Here is a 13,959-nt window from a genome sequence, read left to right as displayed (position 1 = left end):
TTTTACCTCCTTTAGCCTACTAAATACATGGTCTCTGCTTCTACAGCCTTTTTGCCATCTTCTAATATCATATCTCTGTAAGACTTTCCTGCAGGAACCATAGGAAGCACGTTCTCTTCCCTGTCCACATGGAAGTCCATTATAACTGGTCTGTCTTGGATTTTGAGAGCCTCTTCTATTATTTCTCTCACCTCTGAGGGTTTTTCCGCCCTAAAGCCCACCGCACCACAGGCTTCCGCCAGTTTTACAAAATCAGGCTGAATAGAAAGGTCTACTTCTGAGTATCTTCTCTCGTAGAATAGTTCTTGCCACTGCCTTACCATACCAAGATATCCATTGTTTATTATGGCAACCTTCACTGGCACCTTGTATTGCACCGCAGTTATAAGCTCCTGCATGGTCATCATAAAAGAGCCATCTCCGTCTATTACAAACACCTCCTTGTCTGGTCTACCCAGCTTTGCCCCAATGCCTGCAGGAAAGCCAAAGCCCATTGTCCCAAGACCACCAGAGTTTATAAACTGCCTTGGGAAAGAATACTTATAAAACATTGCAGACCACATTTGATGCTGTCCCACACCTGTGGAAATTATGGCATCGCCCTTTGTCGCTTCGTATATTTGCTCTATTACATACTGGGGTTTTATAACCGTGTTGGATTTTCTATAGGTGAGAGGATGCTTTTTCTTCCAGCCCTCTATACGCTCAAGCCATTTTTGTCTTTCTTCTGGAAAATAGAGCTTTGCGCCTTCTCTCTTTATTTCCTCAAGGAGCTTCCTTAGGACTATTTTCACATCACCCACTATTGGCACATCCACCACTATGTTCTTTGAGATAGAGGCTGGGTCTATGTCTATGTGGATTATCTTTGCCTGAGGAGCAAATTCTTCTACCTTTCCTGTAACTCTGTCGTCAAAGCGCGCACCTACCGCTATAAGTAGGTCGCAGTTATATACCGCCATATTGGCGTAATATGTGCCGTGCATTCCAAGCATGTGGAGAGCCAGAGGATGGAGCTCTGGAAAGGCACCCTTACCCATATTGGTGGTGGCCACTGGTATCTTCATAAGCTCCGCAAGTTCCACCAGCTCCTTTTGTGCCTCTGCCTGAACTGCTCCGCCACCTACATATAGAACTGGTCTTTTAGCTTCCATTATGAGCCTTACCGCCTTTCTTATCTGCTGAAGGTTGCCCTCAAGGTGTGGTCTGTAGCCAGGGAGGGATTCCTTTAACTCCTCAAGGGAAGGAATTGACACATCGCTGAGCTTTTGGGTAATGTCCTTTGGAATATCCACAAGCACCGGTCCTGGTCTTCCAGTCCTTGCTATGTAGAAGGCTTGACGGATGGCAAGGGGAAGCTCCTCTATGCCTTTTACCAAAAAGTTATGCTTGGTTATAGGTCTTGTTATGCCTACTATATCCACTTCCTGAAAGGCGTCATTGCCTATAAGATGGGTTGGAACTTGACCGGTTATAAAGACCACAGGAACAGAGTCCATATAGGCGTCCGCTATAGCGGTCACTAAATTTGTGGCACCAGGTCCAGAGGTAGACATGGCAACACCAACTTTGCCCGTTGCCTTGGCATAGCCTTCTGCCATATGTCCTGCACCTTGCTCGTGTCTTGCCAAGATGTGTCTTATTCCACCATCTCTATAGAGGGCATCGTAGACTTCCATTATGGCACCACCGGGATGACCGAAAACAATTTCCACACCTTCTTCCTTTAGGGTTTGTATAACAATATCCGCACCCTTTCGTAGCATATCAAACCTCCGTTTCAGAATCTGTAAAGATATAAAATATACGCAACTGTTTAAATTTTGTTAAGTATTCTTCATTGGAGCATAAGCTTATAAGAATTAGCTTAAATAAGAAAAATTAATAATTGACTTCACATCTTCTTATTGACAGGTTCACTTTTAAAGGTTTATGATCTTAACCAAATCCTTTAAGGGAGGTGTAGTATGATTACAAGGCGTGACCTTTTAAAGTCCGCAGGAGTAGGAGCTATTGCCATTGGAGCAGTCTCTCAACCAGTCTTTGCAGCAGCAGAAAGGGTAGTTAAGATGGAAGCTCTTATGCCTCCACCAAAGGGCAACAGAGTAGTTGTATGCGGTGGTGGATGGGCCGGTTTAACGGTGGCAAAATATCTAAAGAAGGAAAACCCCAACATAGAGGTAATTTTAGTAGAACAAAGGCCTGTCTTTTTCTCTTGTCCCATATCCAACCCCTGGCTTGCGGACCTTGTAGGTCTTGATTTTCTACAACACGATTATCTCCAACCCGCAGCCAAATATGGCTATACATTCATGAACGACAGGGTTATAGCCATAGAGAGAGACAAAAGAAGAGTATACACCACCAGAGGGTATATACAATATGACTATCTTGTTTTAGCACCCGGTATAAGGTATAACTATTCCGCATGGTTTGGAGATAACAGAGAGCTTGCAAGACTTACCAAGGTCAACTTCCCTCCTGCATATATACCCGGTTCTGAACATTTGGCTCTTAAGAGAAAGATACACGAATTTGAAGAAGGAGACTTTATCATAGTGGTCCCACCAGGTGCCTACAGGTGTCCACCAGCTCCATACGAAAGAGCTTGTATGGTGGCAGAGGTATTTAAGAGAAACAAGGTTAAGGGTAGAGTAATAGTCCTTGACCCCAAGGAAGATATAGCACCCAAGGGCCCTGGTTTTAGAGCAGCCTTTGAGCAGGTTTATCTTGGTATTATTGAGTATGTGCCCAGGGCTTCCGTAAAGGAGATTGACCCAGTAAATAAGGTCATAAAGACCACCGCAGGAGACTTTAAGTTTACTGATGCTAATATATCTCCACCTCACCAGGCAGGAGAGCTTGTATGGATGGCGGACCTTATAGCGAAGGACAAGGAGGGCAAACTCACAGGCTGGGCAGACCAAGACCCGCTTACCTTCCAAGCAAAGGCAGACCCAAGAGTGTTCCTTGTGGGAGACGTTATATCTCCAGCTCTTGGAACCGCATATCCCAAGAGTGGACACCAAGCAAACGCACAAGGAAAGATAGTGGCAAAAGTGATAGCATCAAGGATAGCAGGTAAAGAAGCACCACTTGCACTACCAGACAATACATGCTACTCTATGGTTAACGGTTCTCCACAGGAGGCGATAGTTATAAATGTGAGCTACGAATACAACAAGCAAGAAAACAAGATAGTCCCAAGACCCAGAACCATAAACGAAAGGTCAGAAGCCCTCGCAAAGGCAACATACGAATGGGCAAGGGCAATATATAGGGACATGTTTGTATGATTAGAGCGGGGCATTTTTGCCCCGTTGCAACATATGTTGCAAAAGAGAACAATTTTCAAGTGTGGAGTTATGTTTTCAAGCCTCTTTGTTTATGGTACTGAATTTGCGTAAATACCAAAGCAAGAGGTTTATAATAATACCCAAAGAGGTGTAGCATATGGATAGAAGGGATTTTATAAAGACTTGTGGTACTGTCGCGGTAGCTTCTATGATAGACGCCAGCTTTTTCTCTCAGGCACTTGCCCAGCAAAAGGATGGTATGTTTCAAGCATACAAGAAGGCACTTCTGGTGAAACAGGACGGAACTCCTCTGAAGGAAGAGGATATAAAGCCTCATGCAAGCTACATATTCTTTTATCCGCACGCTTCTACTCCTTGTTATCTACTTAATCTCGGAGAAGCGGTCCAACCTGCAGAGATAAAGCTCAAAGATGGTAAAAGCTACCAGTGGGGTGGTGGCGTTGGCTCAAAGAAAAGCATAGTTGCTTACTCTGCCATATGTGCCCACCAGTGGAGCTATCCAACTCCACAATATTCCTTTATTAACTATTACCCACCAGACACACCTTCGGAGACTACAAAAAAGGCTGGAATAATCCAGTGCTGTGCTCATCTTGCCTTGTATGACCCTAAGGCAGGAGGTAGCGTAATAGACGGTCCTGCGGACTTTCCTCTCGCATCCATAGTGCTTCAGGAAGAAGGTGGAAACTTTTATGCGGTTGGCGTCTTGGGCAGAGACCAGTTTCAGCAATTTTTTGATAACTACAGAACAGAACTAAGACAACAGTATGGCTCTACCGCAAAAGCCAGAGAGCTTGTAGATAAATGCATTGTTATGGAGGTGGATAAATATGTCCAAGCAGTGGTCAGGTGTTAACAGAAGGGAGTTGATAGGAGGAGCTGTAGCCTTTGGCTTGACCGCACCACTGATGGCTTACGCAAAACTGCAAAAAAGACAAAAAGCTCAAGTAGTCGTAGTGGGCGGAGGCTATGGAGGCGTTACAACCGCCAAGTATCTGAAAAAGGAAAACCCAAACCTTGATGTGGTGCTCATTGAGGAAAGACCCTTTTTCATGTCCTGTCCCATGTCAAACCATTTTCTGACCGGTCTTATGGAGCTCACGCCACTTTGCTTTTCTTACAATGTGTTAGAGACAAGGTATGGAGTAAGAGTCATAAACGACAAGATCCTTGGTGTGGAGCTTGACAAAAAAGCCGTGAGAACTTCCTCTGGTTATATAGCCTATGACTACCTTGTGCTCTCTCCTGGTATAGACTACGATGTGGAAGACAAACCCTTTTATAAAGATTCCTTGGTTTACAACCCTCCAGCCTTCAAACCAGGTTCAGAGCATATATATCTTAAGAGGCTTATAGAAGACTTTGAAGTGGGTGATATTTTAATCACAGTTCCGCCACCGCCTTACAGATGCCCACCAGCACCTTATGAGCGTGCAGCTCTAATAGCCAGTATGATAAAGAAAAACAAGCTAAAAGCTCATATTTACTTTATTGATGCCAATGAAAGACCCATAATAAACTCAGAGGGCTTTCTATCCGCCTACTATGACCTCTATAAGGACATAGCCACCTACATAACCTCAGCACAGGTAAGAGATATAGATGTTCACAAAAGGATGGTGAAAACTTCTCATGGAGACTTCAAGTATGATCTTGCAAACATAATCCCACCAATGAAGGCAAACAGTCTTCTTGAAAAAACCGGGCTCTTGAGGAAGGGTCAAAAGTGGGTAGAAGTCAATCCTTTAACCTTTGAATCTTCTGTGAAGAATGTGTTCGTTATAGGTGATGCATGTCAAAGCTATCTGCCGAAGAGCGGATACGCAGCACATTCAGAAGGCAAGATGGTGGCAAAGATTATAAACGCAAGGATGAAAGGCAAAGAGGTAAAGGAAGAATACCTGCAGATGATATGCTACGCAATGGTAAGCGACAAAGAAGCCATAATGACAGAAACCGCCTTCAGATACGATACGGTATCAAAGAGGTTCGTCCCAACTCACAGAGAGGACAACCAAAGAAAAGAGAGCACCGCCAAAAGGTATGAGGAGTGGGCAAGAGGTCTATGGAGAGACCTCTTTAGTTAAAACTCTTTCAGCATTCCCTTTACCTTGTCTTCCCAGCTTGGGTGGACAAGGGTTGCCTTTCTTAGTCTTCTTTTTCTATCTTTTGCCTTATGCGTGTTGTAGTGTGAACCCCCTGCTTTTTGCCTCTTTATTTTTCCTGTTGCGGTTATCTTAAACCTCTTCTTTGCAGACCTGTTAGTTTTCATCTTAACCTTCGCCATATTAAAACCTCCGGCTAAAGATTATACCACAACTAGCACCCAAGGAGCTTTTTGAGGTCTTCTTCTAATTCCCTGTAAACTCCAAGCCTTATACGATATATATTGCCCTCTCTATCAAGAAGGTATGAGGTGGGAAAGCCCATGAGCTTTAGTTCCTTTTCAAGGTCTTTTGAGGGTCGGACTATGCTAAAGGAATATCTGTTTTCCTTTAAAAACTTTTGCAGGTTGCTCTCCGAGCTATCCATGTTTACTGCGAGTATTTCAAAGCCCTTGTCTTTACACCTCTTGTATTCTCTCTCAAAGATAGGCATTTCTTCTTTGCAAGGTGGACACCATGTTGCCCAGAAGTTTACAAGGACTACCTTCCCGTGAAGTTCAGATAGTCTTAACTCTCTTCCATCAAGGGTTTTAAAGGTAAAATCTGATAAGCTCTGTTCCACCGGTGGTCTATAGGAGTTCTGTAGGACCTCTTCCTGCTTTTGCCTGAGTCCAAAAATCAACAGCATAGAGATTAGAAAGCCTGCAAGCACATAGGGGAGAAACTTAAACATGATAAAAAATCTAATAGACTGTCACCACTTTTCAAGTGGTGTATTCCGCATTTATCCTTACATAATCGTAGGTAAGGTCTGAGCTATAGTAGGTCCAGCTTTCCTTTCCTTCCATAAGGTCAAGGGTTATTTCCACCTCCTGAGATTCCTCAAGATACTTCTTTGCCTTTTCCACCGCCTTTGGATGAACCCTTCCGTCGTATAGGAGATGCCCTCCTATGTAGACCCTTAGCTTAAACTGGTCTATAGGAAAGGGCGTAGAACCTGCGGAAGCTACTATCCTTCCCCAGTTTGGGTCTTTACCAAACACCGCCGTTTTCACAAGGTTTGAAGTGGCTATCGCCTGAGCAATAAGCCTTGCCTTGAGCTGTATGGAGGCGTTTTTTACATGAACCTTTATAACCCTGGTGGCACCCTCACCGTCTTGGACTATCTTTTTGGCGAGATTTAGTGAAACCTCTTCTACTGCCTGGCTAACCACTTGCAAGTCTTCCTTTATGAGACCAAGGCTTATAAGTCCAAAGCTATCGTTGGTGCTCATACAACCATCTACGCTAATAGAGTTAAAGGTCCTTTCGTTTATATCCCTATGAAGTTTCTCTATTGTATCCTCCCTGAGGTCTGCGTTGGTAAACACAAAGGCAAGCATAGTCCCCATGTTGGGATGTATCATGCCTGCCCCCTTCGCAAAACCAAAGGCTTCAAGTTTACCCTTTTTTACAAAGTCATACTTGGGAAAGTTATCGGTGGTTGAGATTACTTCGCTCGCCCTTTTTAGGTCAAGGGGTTCAAGAAGTCCGCAGGCAGAGTCTATGGCATTCAAGACATCAACTATAGGCATAGGCTTTCCTATGACGCCTGTGGAAAAAACCAAGACCTCATCCTCTTCAAGGTCCAACCTTTCCGCTACTCTTTTTGCCATAAGCTCCGCATGAATTAGCCCCTCCTTGCCCACTCCACAGTTGGCGTTTCCACTGTTTATCACCATCGCCCTCACTTTTCCCTTAAAAACCCTTTGAGAGTAAAGAACGCTTGCGGATTTGAAGTGATTTTTTGTAAAAAGGAAAGAGGCAGTGCAAGTTTGAGGAAGCAATACTACAAGGAGGTCAGGTTTTCCCCCCGACTTTAACCCCGCCCGTCCAACACACATAAGAATATCCATAGGAAAATTCTATCACATCCCACCGAGTCTTCTTAGCCTTTCTCTGGCATCCGATGCCCATTCCGCTTTTCCTTGAGATAGCTCAAGAGCGGTTCTGTAGTGTTCTATGGCTTTTGACCTTTGTCCCAAAATTTCGTAGTTTCTACCCAAATAGTAATGCGTGCTTGCATGGTCTGGTATAAGATTGTTTGCCTTCTGGAGATATCTTAGAGATCCCTGATAATCTCCACGCAAAAACTTCACATAACCATACACATAGTTGGTAAGAAAAACATCTGGCATCGTATCCAGAGCCCTTCTTGAGTGCCCTTCCGCCTCATCAAGTCTTTGATCTCTGGCGAGCACATAAGCCATATATGCTCTTGCCATGTAGTTTTCTGGGTATAACTCTACCGCTCTTTGGAAATGCTCAAGAGCGAGCCTTAGGTTATTGTTAGCGAAGGCTTTCTTACCCTTTTCAAACTCTTCAAAGGAGGGTTGCGTTCTCTTGAGCCTTTCTTTCACCCTATGGAAATCTTCTGTGTCTTGCACAAGAGCTCCCTGAGGTCTCAGTCTCTGTATTTGTGCTTTGGCTTCCGCTATTCTGGTTTCTGGAAGAGGGTGTGTGGAGAGCCACTCTGGAGGTCTACCACCCCTTTCCATAGATTTGAACATTTCAAAGACGCCTATGATACTATTTGGGTCATAACCCGCTCTGTAAGTGTATAGGATGCCAAGTTGGTCAGCTTCCCTTTCCTGGTCTCTGCTAAACTTCAGGCTCAAAAGACCAGCACCTACCTGTCCAAATTGAAGCAAAGCTTGTCCATAGGGTTTCTCAGCCACGAATAGAGCACCTATATTGAGGAGCAAGCTTAAGCCAAACTGCTTTTCAAGAAACCTCGCATGATGCCTTGCGTTTATATGACCCAATTCGTGTCCCAAGACGCTCGCAAGCTCACCTTCAGAGTTTAACCTCAGCAAAAGCCCCCTAGTTATCATAACAGGACCACCAGGAAGGGCAAAGGCGTTTATCTGAGAGGAGTTAACCACATAAAACTCGTAAGGCACTTTTCTCTCTGTGTGTTTGACTAATCTCATCCCCACACTTCTTACATACTCCTGCACTTCCCTATCTGGATATAGACCGTCAAACTCCTCAATAGCGTAAGGAACGTAAGCCTTACCTATCTCTATTTCCTTGTTCTCAGGCAAGAGGTTTAGAAAGGTTCTTCTTGCAGATACGTCCGCACAACCAAGAAAGAAAAAGGCAAGGAGGACGACAAAAACCTTCATGTCTTTAATAATATAACCTTTCTGAGCCTCCACAACACCTCGTTAATGAGAAGCATACCCCTTCTGTTTAATCTTAGCCTCTGCCCTTCTTCTAAAAAGAACTCTTCAAGACCTTGAGGTAGCTCAGACAAAATTTCTTTTTCCACACCTCTTGTGGTTCTAAGTGCGGTAAAAAGGTAGTCATAAAGTAGGTCTATACCTTCAAGCCTTTCTTCATACTCCACTGGCTTTTGACCCCCTCTAACTCTTTCTACATAAAACCTAAGGTTTTTCGTATTTCCAAACCTTACCCTTTCTACAAAACTCCATGCGGACACACCAAGACCTAAAAACTCTTCATGAGTCCAGTAGACCATGTTGTGCTTGCATTCATACCCAGGGAGGGCAAAGTTGGAGACCTCATACTGCAAAAAGCCCATATCCTCAAGATTTTCACATATAAGCTCATACATATCCGCTATAATGTGGTCATCCGGAAGCTCAAGGAGTCCTCTTTGATACAGAAAGCCAAATTGAGTATCCTCATAGGGTGTTAGGAGATAAAAGGATACGTGGCTTATAGGTAAGTCTTTTAGGGCTTTTAGCTCATGCTGTAGGTCTTTTAGGCTTTGTCCCTGATAGCCATATATGAGGTCTATGTTTATGTTTTCAAAACCAGCCTTGTGTGCAAGCTCAACTGCCCTAATAGAGTCTTCTACAGAGTGAAGCCTACCAAGAACCTTTAAACCCTCCTCTCTTAGACTCTGCACTCCAATGCTTATTCTGTTAAAACCCAACCGCCTTAGCCTTTTATAGTCTTCATAGGAGTAGTTTTCTGGATTACATTCAAGGGTAATTTCCTCTACAGAAGATATGTCCAAGAAACTGCTAAGTCGCTCAAGGAATACCTCATAAACCCCTGGCTCTATAAGGGAAGGCGTTCCACCTCCAAAGTAGAGGGTTTGAGCTTTTATGCTCAAATCTTTGTATAGCTCAAGCTCCTTTAAAAGAAAGCGCATATACTCCTTTGGTTCTACCACAGGCTCTACTACAGAAACAAAGTCGCAGTAAGTACACTTATGAGAGCAAAAGGGAATGTGAAAGTATAGAGCCTTAACCATGCTCAAACCTTATGGGTCTGTTTTTATTCTCTCTAATAATGGAGAAGGCTACACCCATAAACAGAGAAAAGGTGAGTATACTACTACCACCATAGCTTACAAAGGGTAGAGGCACGCCTACAACAGGAGTTAATCCCATAGTCATGAGAAGGTTTACCCCAGTCTGAAAGAGCCAAAGTCCAGCAAAAGCCCCAAGATACAACCTTTCTGTAGGATGAGGGTTGTCTATGGCATGGTAAACCAGCCTATAAAATATAACGAGGAGGGAAGCCAAAAGTAAAAATCCAGCTATAAAGCCCAACTCCTCCGCTATAACGGAGAATATAAAGTCTGTGTGCTTTTCTGGAAGAAAGAGAAGATGTGCCTGTGTGCCCTGCAAAAAGCCCTTTCCCAGAAAGCCACCAGAACCTATTGCTATAACAGACTGGATTAGCTGATAGCCACTACCATGATAATCTTGGTATGGGTCAAGAACCGCAAGTATGCGAGCTTTCTGATAGTCTTTTAGAAAGTGCCAGAAAATTGGAGACATAAAAATCAACAAGATGCCAGCGATTATAAAGTATCTAAGACTAAGCCCTTTTAGAAATAGGAGGAGAATTACTATCACACCATATATTACCGCAGTGCCAAGGTCTGGTTGTTTTAGTGTTAAAACCGCAGGCATGGAAAAAGCCATAAGAAGTATAAGACCTTCCTTACTTATGAGTTTTTTCATATAACTGAGCGTGTATAAAGCAAAAAGCAAAAGGGAAAACTTCATAAACTCTGAAGGTTGTATGCTAACAGGACCAAGGTCAATCCACCTTTTTGCTCCATATACCGTTTTACCTAAAATTGGCACGAGAATGAGAAGAAAAAGATTGAGGAAATATATCGCAGGTGCAGTATCGTAAATGGTTCTAAAGTTTATTCTTGAGAAGATAAAAATCACCAACAAACCAGCTACAAAATAAAGGCTTTGCTTTATAAAAAGTGGAGAAGGACCTCCTCTGTATGTGGCACTGTATATGCCTAAAAGTCCTATTAGGCAAAGGAGGAAAAGGGCTACCAAGAGGTATGGGTCGTAGCTCCTTAGGATATCTTCAAGTTTCCTCTTCATAATATACAAGCCTTCCACAGCTTGGACAAACTGCCACTTCTCCCTTGATTAGCCTTGAGTAAAGAGCGGATGGTAGTTTTGTCCCACAGTGGGTGCAAGCACCAAAGGAGTCAATGGGAAGTATTATTGGCAAGCCGTGTTTTTTCTTTAGGACCTCGTATTCTTGGACCACGTCTGGCTCTGTGCTCTCCTTTATTTTTTGAAATTCCTTTGTTAACTCATCTAACTTGTTCGTGAGCCTTGATTGGGAATATCTCAAGTCCGAAAGCTCTTCTTCTAAATCCTGTAGCTCTCTTACGAGTTTTTTATCTTCCCTTTCTTTCTGGAGTTTTTTTAGTTTTTCTTCAAGCTCTTTTAGGCTTTTGGTGAGCTTTATAACACAATCTTCGTGTCTTGCCTTTTCCCTAAGGAGTGCTTTGTACTCTTCTGCCTTTTTGACTAAGCTTAGTCTCTCTTCTGCCCTTTTCGCACCCTCCTTACACTCTTGGATGGCTTCTCTATGCCTCTTTATCTCCGCCTTTAGACCCTCTATGCTTTTTTCCACACCTTCTCTTTGCCTTTTCAGCTCTTCTATCTTCCCGCTCACTTCTGATATCTGAGATAGAACCTTTTTGAGAGCACTTTGCACCCTTAGTATTTCAAGCTCTACTTGTTGAAGCCTTAGCATTTTTTTAAGTATGTCCGCCTTCACAAAGAATATAATATAAGCCATGTTTGACCTTCTAATTAAGTCCGCCCTTTTAGCAGAGAAGAACCAGTATGTGGATGTGGCTGTAAGAGATGGCAAGATAGTGGAAATCTCCGAAGATATACAGTCTCCTGCAAAGTATGTTATACAGGCAAAAGGTAAAGTCCTCTATCCCTCCTTTGCTAACATGCATACGCACATATCCATGAGCCTACTGAGAGGTCTGGGTGCAGACCTTCCCCTTATGGATTGGCTTCAGAAGGTTATATGGGTGTTGGAAGGTGAATTTGTATCTCCAGAATTTGTAAGGGACGGTGCACTTATAGGAATTGCGGAAGCCATACGCTCAGGGACAACCCTGTTTATGGATATGTATTTCTTTGAGGAGAGCATAGCGGAAGTTGCCCAAAAGGCTGGAATAAGAGCAGGGCTTGGTTTTGGTATCCTTGACTTTCCCACAAGAGTGGCAAAAACTCAAGAGGAATACCTAAAGAGGGCAAGAGAATTTATAAGAGACTTCAAAGGACAGGAGCTAATATTCCCAACCCTTTGTCCTCATGCGGTCTACACCTGCTCTCCAGACACCTTGAGAAAAACCCTTCAGCTTGCCCTTGAAGAGGAAGTATACATTCACATCCATGTAGCGGAAACCCAACAAGAAGTGGACGCATCCTTAGAAAAGTTTGGCAAAAGACCTGTGGAACACCTATACAGTCTCGGTCTACTTACAGACAAGACTTTGATGGCTCATGTAGTATGGACCACAGAGGAAGAAAGGGAAATGATAAAGGAGAAGGGTGCAAAGGTCTTGCACTGTCCTGAGAGCAACCTAAAACTCGCCTCTGGTATAGCACCCATAAGCGACTACATAAGAAGAGGCATTCATGTATGTCTTGGCACTGACGGACCAGCTTCCAATGACAACCTTGATATGCTTGAAGAGTTAAGCCTTATGGCAAAACTGCAAAAGGGTGCAAACCTTGACGCAAAGGCAATGGATGCAAGAACCGCCCTTAGAATAGCAAGTGAAGAAGGCTTTAGAGCGGTGGGTATAAAAGCAGGAAGGGTTGAGGTAGGATACGACGCAGACCTTATACTCCTTGACCCTAACAAGCCTCATCTACAACCCCTTTATGACCCCATTGCCCAGCTTGTATACTCCGCAAAGTCCTCAGACATAGACACGGTCATATGCAAAGGAAAAGTCTTGATGGAAAAGGGAGAGCTAAAAACCATAGACCAAGAAGAGGTTCTCTTCGTTGCCAACAAGTGGAAGGAAAAAATACAAGGTTTTTTAAAGAGTAAAATTCTATTCTGACGGGGTGTGGCTCAGGTGGCAGAGCGCCTGCTTCGGGAGCAGGAGGTCAGGGGTTCAAGTCCCCTCACCCCGATTTAAAGACGTGCTGATATCCTTAAATAAGCATTCGTAATCTTTATTGCAATCAAATTTTATAGCTTAGCTACACCTACATAGTTTAAATTTTCCTCTCAAAAGCACAGGAGGACAGGTATGAAAAGGCTTTTAGTCCTTAGTGTAGTTAGCGTTTCCTTGGCACAGCCAGTGATTGACCCACCCTTTGTGGATAGGCTCTTTCCCTATGTAACCTATGGAGAGGTTTGGACAGGCACGCCTGCGGTGATTAAGGATGCAACTATCCCAAACACCCTTGTGGTCTATGGCTCAAAGGAAGACCCTGACGTAGTCGCCCTTGCTGGCAGGATAGCCTACTATCTTGGACAATGGACGGAGGACATAGGCTTTACCGCAGAGGATGTTCGTCAATCTAAAATGCCAGAGCTTCTCGTAAGCGACCAAAGGCTAAAGAGTATAAACTACCAAAATCTCATAGTGGTGGGAGTAAACAATGACATAGTGAAAGAGGTGGGTTTGAGTTTTGAAAAGCCCACTATAAAGATGGTGCAAAAAGATGGCAAAAACATACTAATCGTAGGTGGTGCCAACAAGGAACAGATAATGCAGGCAGGTAGGTATCTTGCAGATGTGAGGCTCAACTTCAAAGCGGGTGCATACAGAACCTTTTTCTCCTTTGTAGCTCTAAGGGGGTATATAGAAAAGGGTGAGTTTGACGCAGGGCTAAGGCTCATAAGAAGCCCCATGGGGCTGTCCGCCTGTGGAAAGAACATGGCTTTGGCAGGTCCGATGGTAGCCCAGTGGGGAGATGACCTCAAGGCAGTTGTCAGACACAGAAACAACATCCTCTACAATGAGCTTCCAAAAGCCCTTGAGGCAAAGGATAAAGAAAAGGCGGTTAACCTCTGGAAAGAAGCCATGCTTACTTGCTACCAGTGCCATCAAGGCATAAACGTGCCACAAGTGAGAAGGTTCAAACCTATAGAGAGCATACACGCCAAACACCAGCAAATAGCAGAGAGCTTTGGTCTTGTGAGGGTAATAGGCACAGAAAAATCCTGCATAGCTTGTCATGCGGGACCTACAACAATAAGAGGCTACAAGTAGG

13 protein-coding genes and 1 tRNA gene are annotated in these 13,959 nt (G+C 43.8%); 6 read left to right on the top strand and 8 right to left on the bottom strand.

All coding sequences use genetic code 11. The features are described from left to right. Positions 1–11: 11 nt before the first annotated feature. Positions 12–1,766, bottom strand: coding sequence for a biosynthetic-type acetolactate synthase large subunit (gene ilvB, locus IAE16_RS06080; protein ID WP_323699871.1), 1,755 nt, complete (start codon positions 1,764–1,766; stop codon positions 12–14). A gap of 201 nt (positions 1,767–1,967) precedes the next feature. Between ilvB and IAE16_RS06075 the strand changes: the two genes are divergently transcribed. The 3 genes from IAE16_RS06075 to IAE16_RS06065 all read left to right on the top strand — a co-directional run bounded on the left by IAE16_RS06075 (position 1,968) and on the right by IAE16_RS06065 (position 5,404). Then, complete coding sequence (locus tag IAE16_RS06075) at positions 1,968–3,296, top strand: FAD-dependent oxidoreductase (RefSeq protein WP_323699870.1); 1,329 nt, start codon at positions 1,968–1,970, stop codon at positions 3,294–3,296. A 157-nt stretch (positions 3,297–3,453) separates the two neighbouring features. Next, complete coding sequence (locus IAE16_RS06070; RefSeq protein WP_323699869.1) at positions 3,454–4,173, top strand: Rieske (2Fe-2S) protein; 720 nt, start codon at positions 3,454–3,456, stop codon at positions 4,171–4,173. Next, the gene (locus IAE16_RS06065; RefSeq protein ID WP_323699868.1) at positions 4,148–5,404 is read left to right on the top strand and encodes an FAD-dependent oxidoreductase; all 1,257 of its coding nucleotides are present in this window, start codon (positions 4,148–4,150) and stop codon (positions 5,402–5,404) included. Before IAE16_RS06070 ends, IAE16_RS06065 begins: the two co-directional genes overlap by 26 nt. Here IAE16_RS06065 and rpmI read toward each other — a convergent pair. Genes rpmI through IAE16_RS06030 form a run of 7 tightly spaced genes read right to left on the bottom strand, consistent with a single transcriptional unit; the run spans position 5,401 to position 11,503 of the window. Continuing rightward, positions 5,401–5,604 carry a 50S ribosomal protein L35 gene (gene rpmI / locus IAE16_RS06060; RefSeq protein WP_173834171.1) on the bottom strand — a complete coding sequence of 68 codons (204 nt, stop codon included), beginning with the start codon at positions 5,602–5,604 and terminating at the stop codon, positions 5,401–5,403. The two genes, IAE16_RS06065 and rpmI, sit on opposite strands and share 4 nt — an antisense overlap. Before the next feature lie 32 nt (positions 5,605–5,636). Further along, on the bottom strand, positions 5,637–6,155 hold the full coding sequence (locus IAE16_RS06055; RefSeq protein ID WP_323699867.1) for a TlpA disulfide reductase family protein: 519 nt from the start codon (positions 6,153–6,155) through the stop codon (positions 5,637–5,639). A 31-nt stretch (positions 6,156–6,186) separates the two neighbouring features. Next, on the bottom strand, positions 6,187–7,317 hold the full coding sequence (argJ, locus tag IAE16_RS06050; protein ID WP_323699866.1) for a bifunctional glutamate N-acetyltransferase/amino-acid acetyltransferase ArgJ: 1,131 nt from the start codon (positions 7,315–7,317) through the stop codon (positions 6,187–6,189). A 12-nt stretch (positions 7,318–7,329) separates the two neighbouring features. Further along, a complete protein-coding gene (locus IAE16_RS06045) occupies positions 7,330–8,589 on the bottom strand; it encodes a M48 family metalloprotease (protein WP_323699865.1) in 1,260 nt (419 codons plus the stop codon). Further along, positions 8,586–9,689: a radical SAM family heme chaperone HemW gene (gene hemW / locus IAE16_RS06040; RefSeq protein ID WP_323699864.1), complete on the bottom strand. Its 1,104-nt coding sequence runs from the start codon at positions 9,687–9,689 to the stop codon at positions 8,586–8,588. The genes IAE16_RS06045 and hemW overlap by 4 nt, the downstream gene beginning before the upstream one ends. Next, positions 9,682–10,791: a rod shape-determining protein RodA gene (gene rodA / locus IAE16_RS06035; protein WP_323699863.1), complete on the bottom strand. Its 1,110-nt coding sequence runs from the start codon at positions 10,789–10,791 to the stop codon at positions 9,682–9,684. The genes hemW and rodA overlap by 8 nt, the downstream gene beginning before the upstream one ends. Next, positions 10,775–11,503 carry a zinc ribbon domain-containing protein gene (locus IAE16_RS06030; RefSeq protein WP_323699862.1) on the bottom strand — a complete coding sequence of 243 codons (729 nt, stop codon included), beginning with the start codon at positions 11,501–11,503 and terminating at the stop codon, positions 10,775–10,777. The genes rodA and IAE16_RS06030 overlap by 17 nt, the downstream gene beginning before the upstream one ends. On the opposite strand from IAE16_RS06030, the gene IAE16_RS06025 reads away from it, so the two are divergent. From IAE16_RS06025 to IAE16_RS06015, 3 genes are all read left to right on the top strand, one after another. Continuing rightward, positions 11,502–12,797: an amidohydrolase gene (locus IAE16_RS06025; protein WP_323699861.1), complete on the top strand. Its 1,296-nt coding sequence runs from the start codon at positions 11,502–11,504 to the stop codon at positions 12,795–12,797. The two genes, IAE16_RS06030 and IAE16_RS06025, sit on opposite strands and share 2 nt — an antisense overlap. Then, positions 12,798–12,870, top strand: a tRNA-Pro gene (locus tag IAE16_RS06020). Between the two features lie 119 nt (positions 12,871–12,989). After that, positions 12,990–13,958, top strand: a complete 969-nt coding sequence (locus IAE16_RS06015; protein ID WP_323699860.1) for a cellulose biosynthesis cyclic di-GMP-binding regulatory protein BcsB — start codon at positions 12,990–12,992, stop codon at positions 13,956–13,958. Position 13,959: the final 1 nt, after the last annotated feature.

The organism is Hydrogenobacter sp. T-2 (genome assembly GCF_033971325.1).
Taxonomy (GTDB): domain Bacteria; phylum Aquificota; class Aquificia; order Aquificales; family Aquificaceae; genus Pampinifervens; species Pampinifervens diazotrophicum.
This window is presented reverse-complemented; position numbering and strand designations above follow the sequence as displayed.

Excerpts from the sequence above, each read along its gene's own strand:
- IAE16_RS06030 (WP_323699862.1), bottom strand. The coding sequence starts at position 11,503 with ATGGCTTATATTATATTCTTTGTGAAGGCGGACATACTTAAAAAAATG.
- IAE16_RS06015 (WP_323699860.1), top strand. The coding sequence starts at position 12,990 with ATGAAAAGGCTTTTAGTCCTTAGTGTAGTTAGCGTTTCCTTGGCACAG.
- ilvB (WP_323699871.1), bottom strand. The coding sequence starts at position 1,766 with ATGCTACGAAAGGGTGCGGATATTGTTATACAAACCCTAAAGGAAGAA.
- IAE16_RS06055 (WP_323699867.1), bottom strand. The coding sequence starts at position 6,155 with ATGTTTAAGTTTCTCCCCTATGTGCTTGCAGGCTTTCTAATCTCTATG.
- IAE16_RS06025 (WP_323699861.1), top strand. The coding sequence starts at position 11,502 with ATGTTTGACCTTCTAATTAAGTCCGCCCTTTTAGCAGAGAAGAACCAG.
- IAE16_RS06070 (WP_323699869.1), top strand. The coding sequence starts at position 3,454 with ATGGATAGAAGGGATTTTATAAAGACTTGTGGTACTGTCGCGGTAGCT.
- rodA (WP_323699863.1), bottom strand. The coding sequence starts at position 10,791 with ATGAAGAGGAAACTTGAAGATATCCTAAGGAGCTACGACCCATACCTC.
- rpmI (WP_173834171.1), bottom strand. The coding sequence starts at position 5,604 with ATGGCGAAGGTTAAGATGAAAACTAACAGGTCTGCAAAGAAGAGGTTT.
- IAE16_RS06045 (WP_323699865.1), bottom strand. The coding sequence starts at position 8,589 with ATGAAGGTTTTTGTCGTCCTCCTTGCCTTTTTCTTTCTTGGTTGTGCG.
- IAE16_RS06075 (WP_323699870.1), top strand. The coding sequence starts at position 1,968 with ATGATTACAAGGCGTGACCTTTTAAAGTCCGCAGGAGTAGGAGCTATT.
- argJ (WP_323699866.1), bottom strand. The coding sequence starts at position 7,317 with ATGGATATTCTTATGTGTGTTGGACGGGCGGGGTTAAAGTCGGGGGGA.
- hemW (WP_323699864.1), bottom strand. The coding sequence starts at position 9,689 with ATGGTTAAGGCTCTATACTTTCACATTCCCTTTTGCTCTCATAAGTGT.
- IAE16_RS06065 (WP_323699868.1), top strand. The coding sequence starts at position 4,148 with ATGTCCAAGCAGTGGTCAGGTGTTAACAGAAGGGAGTTGATAGGAGGA.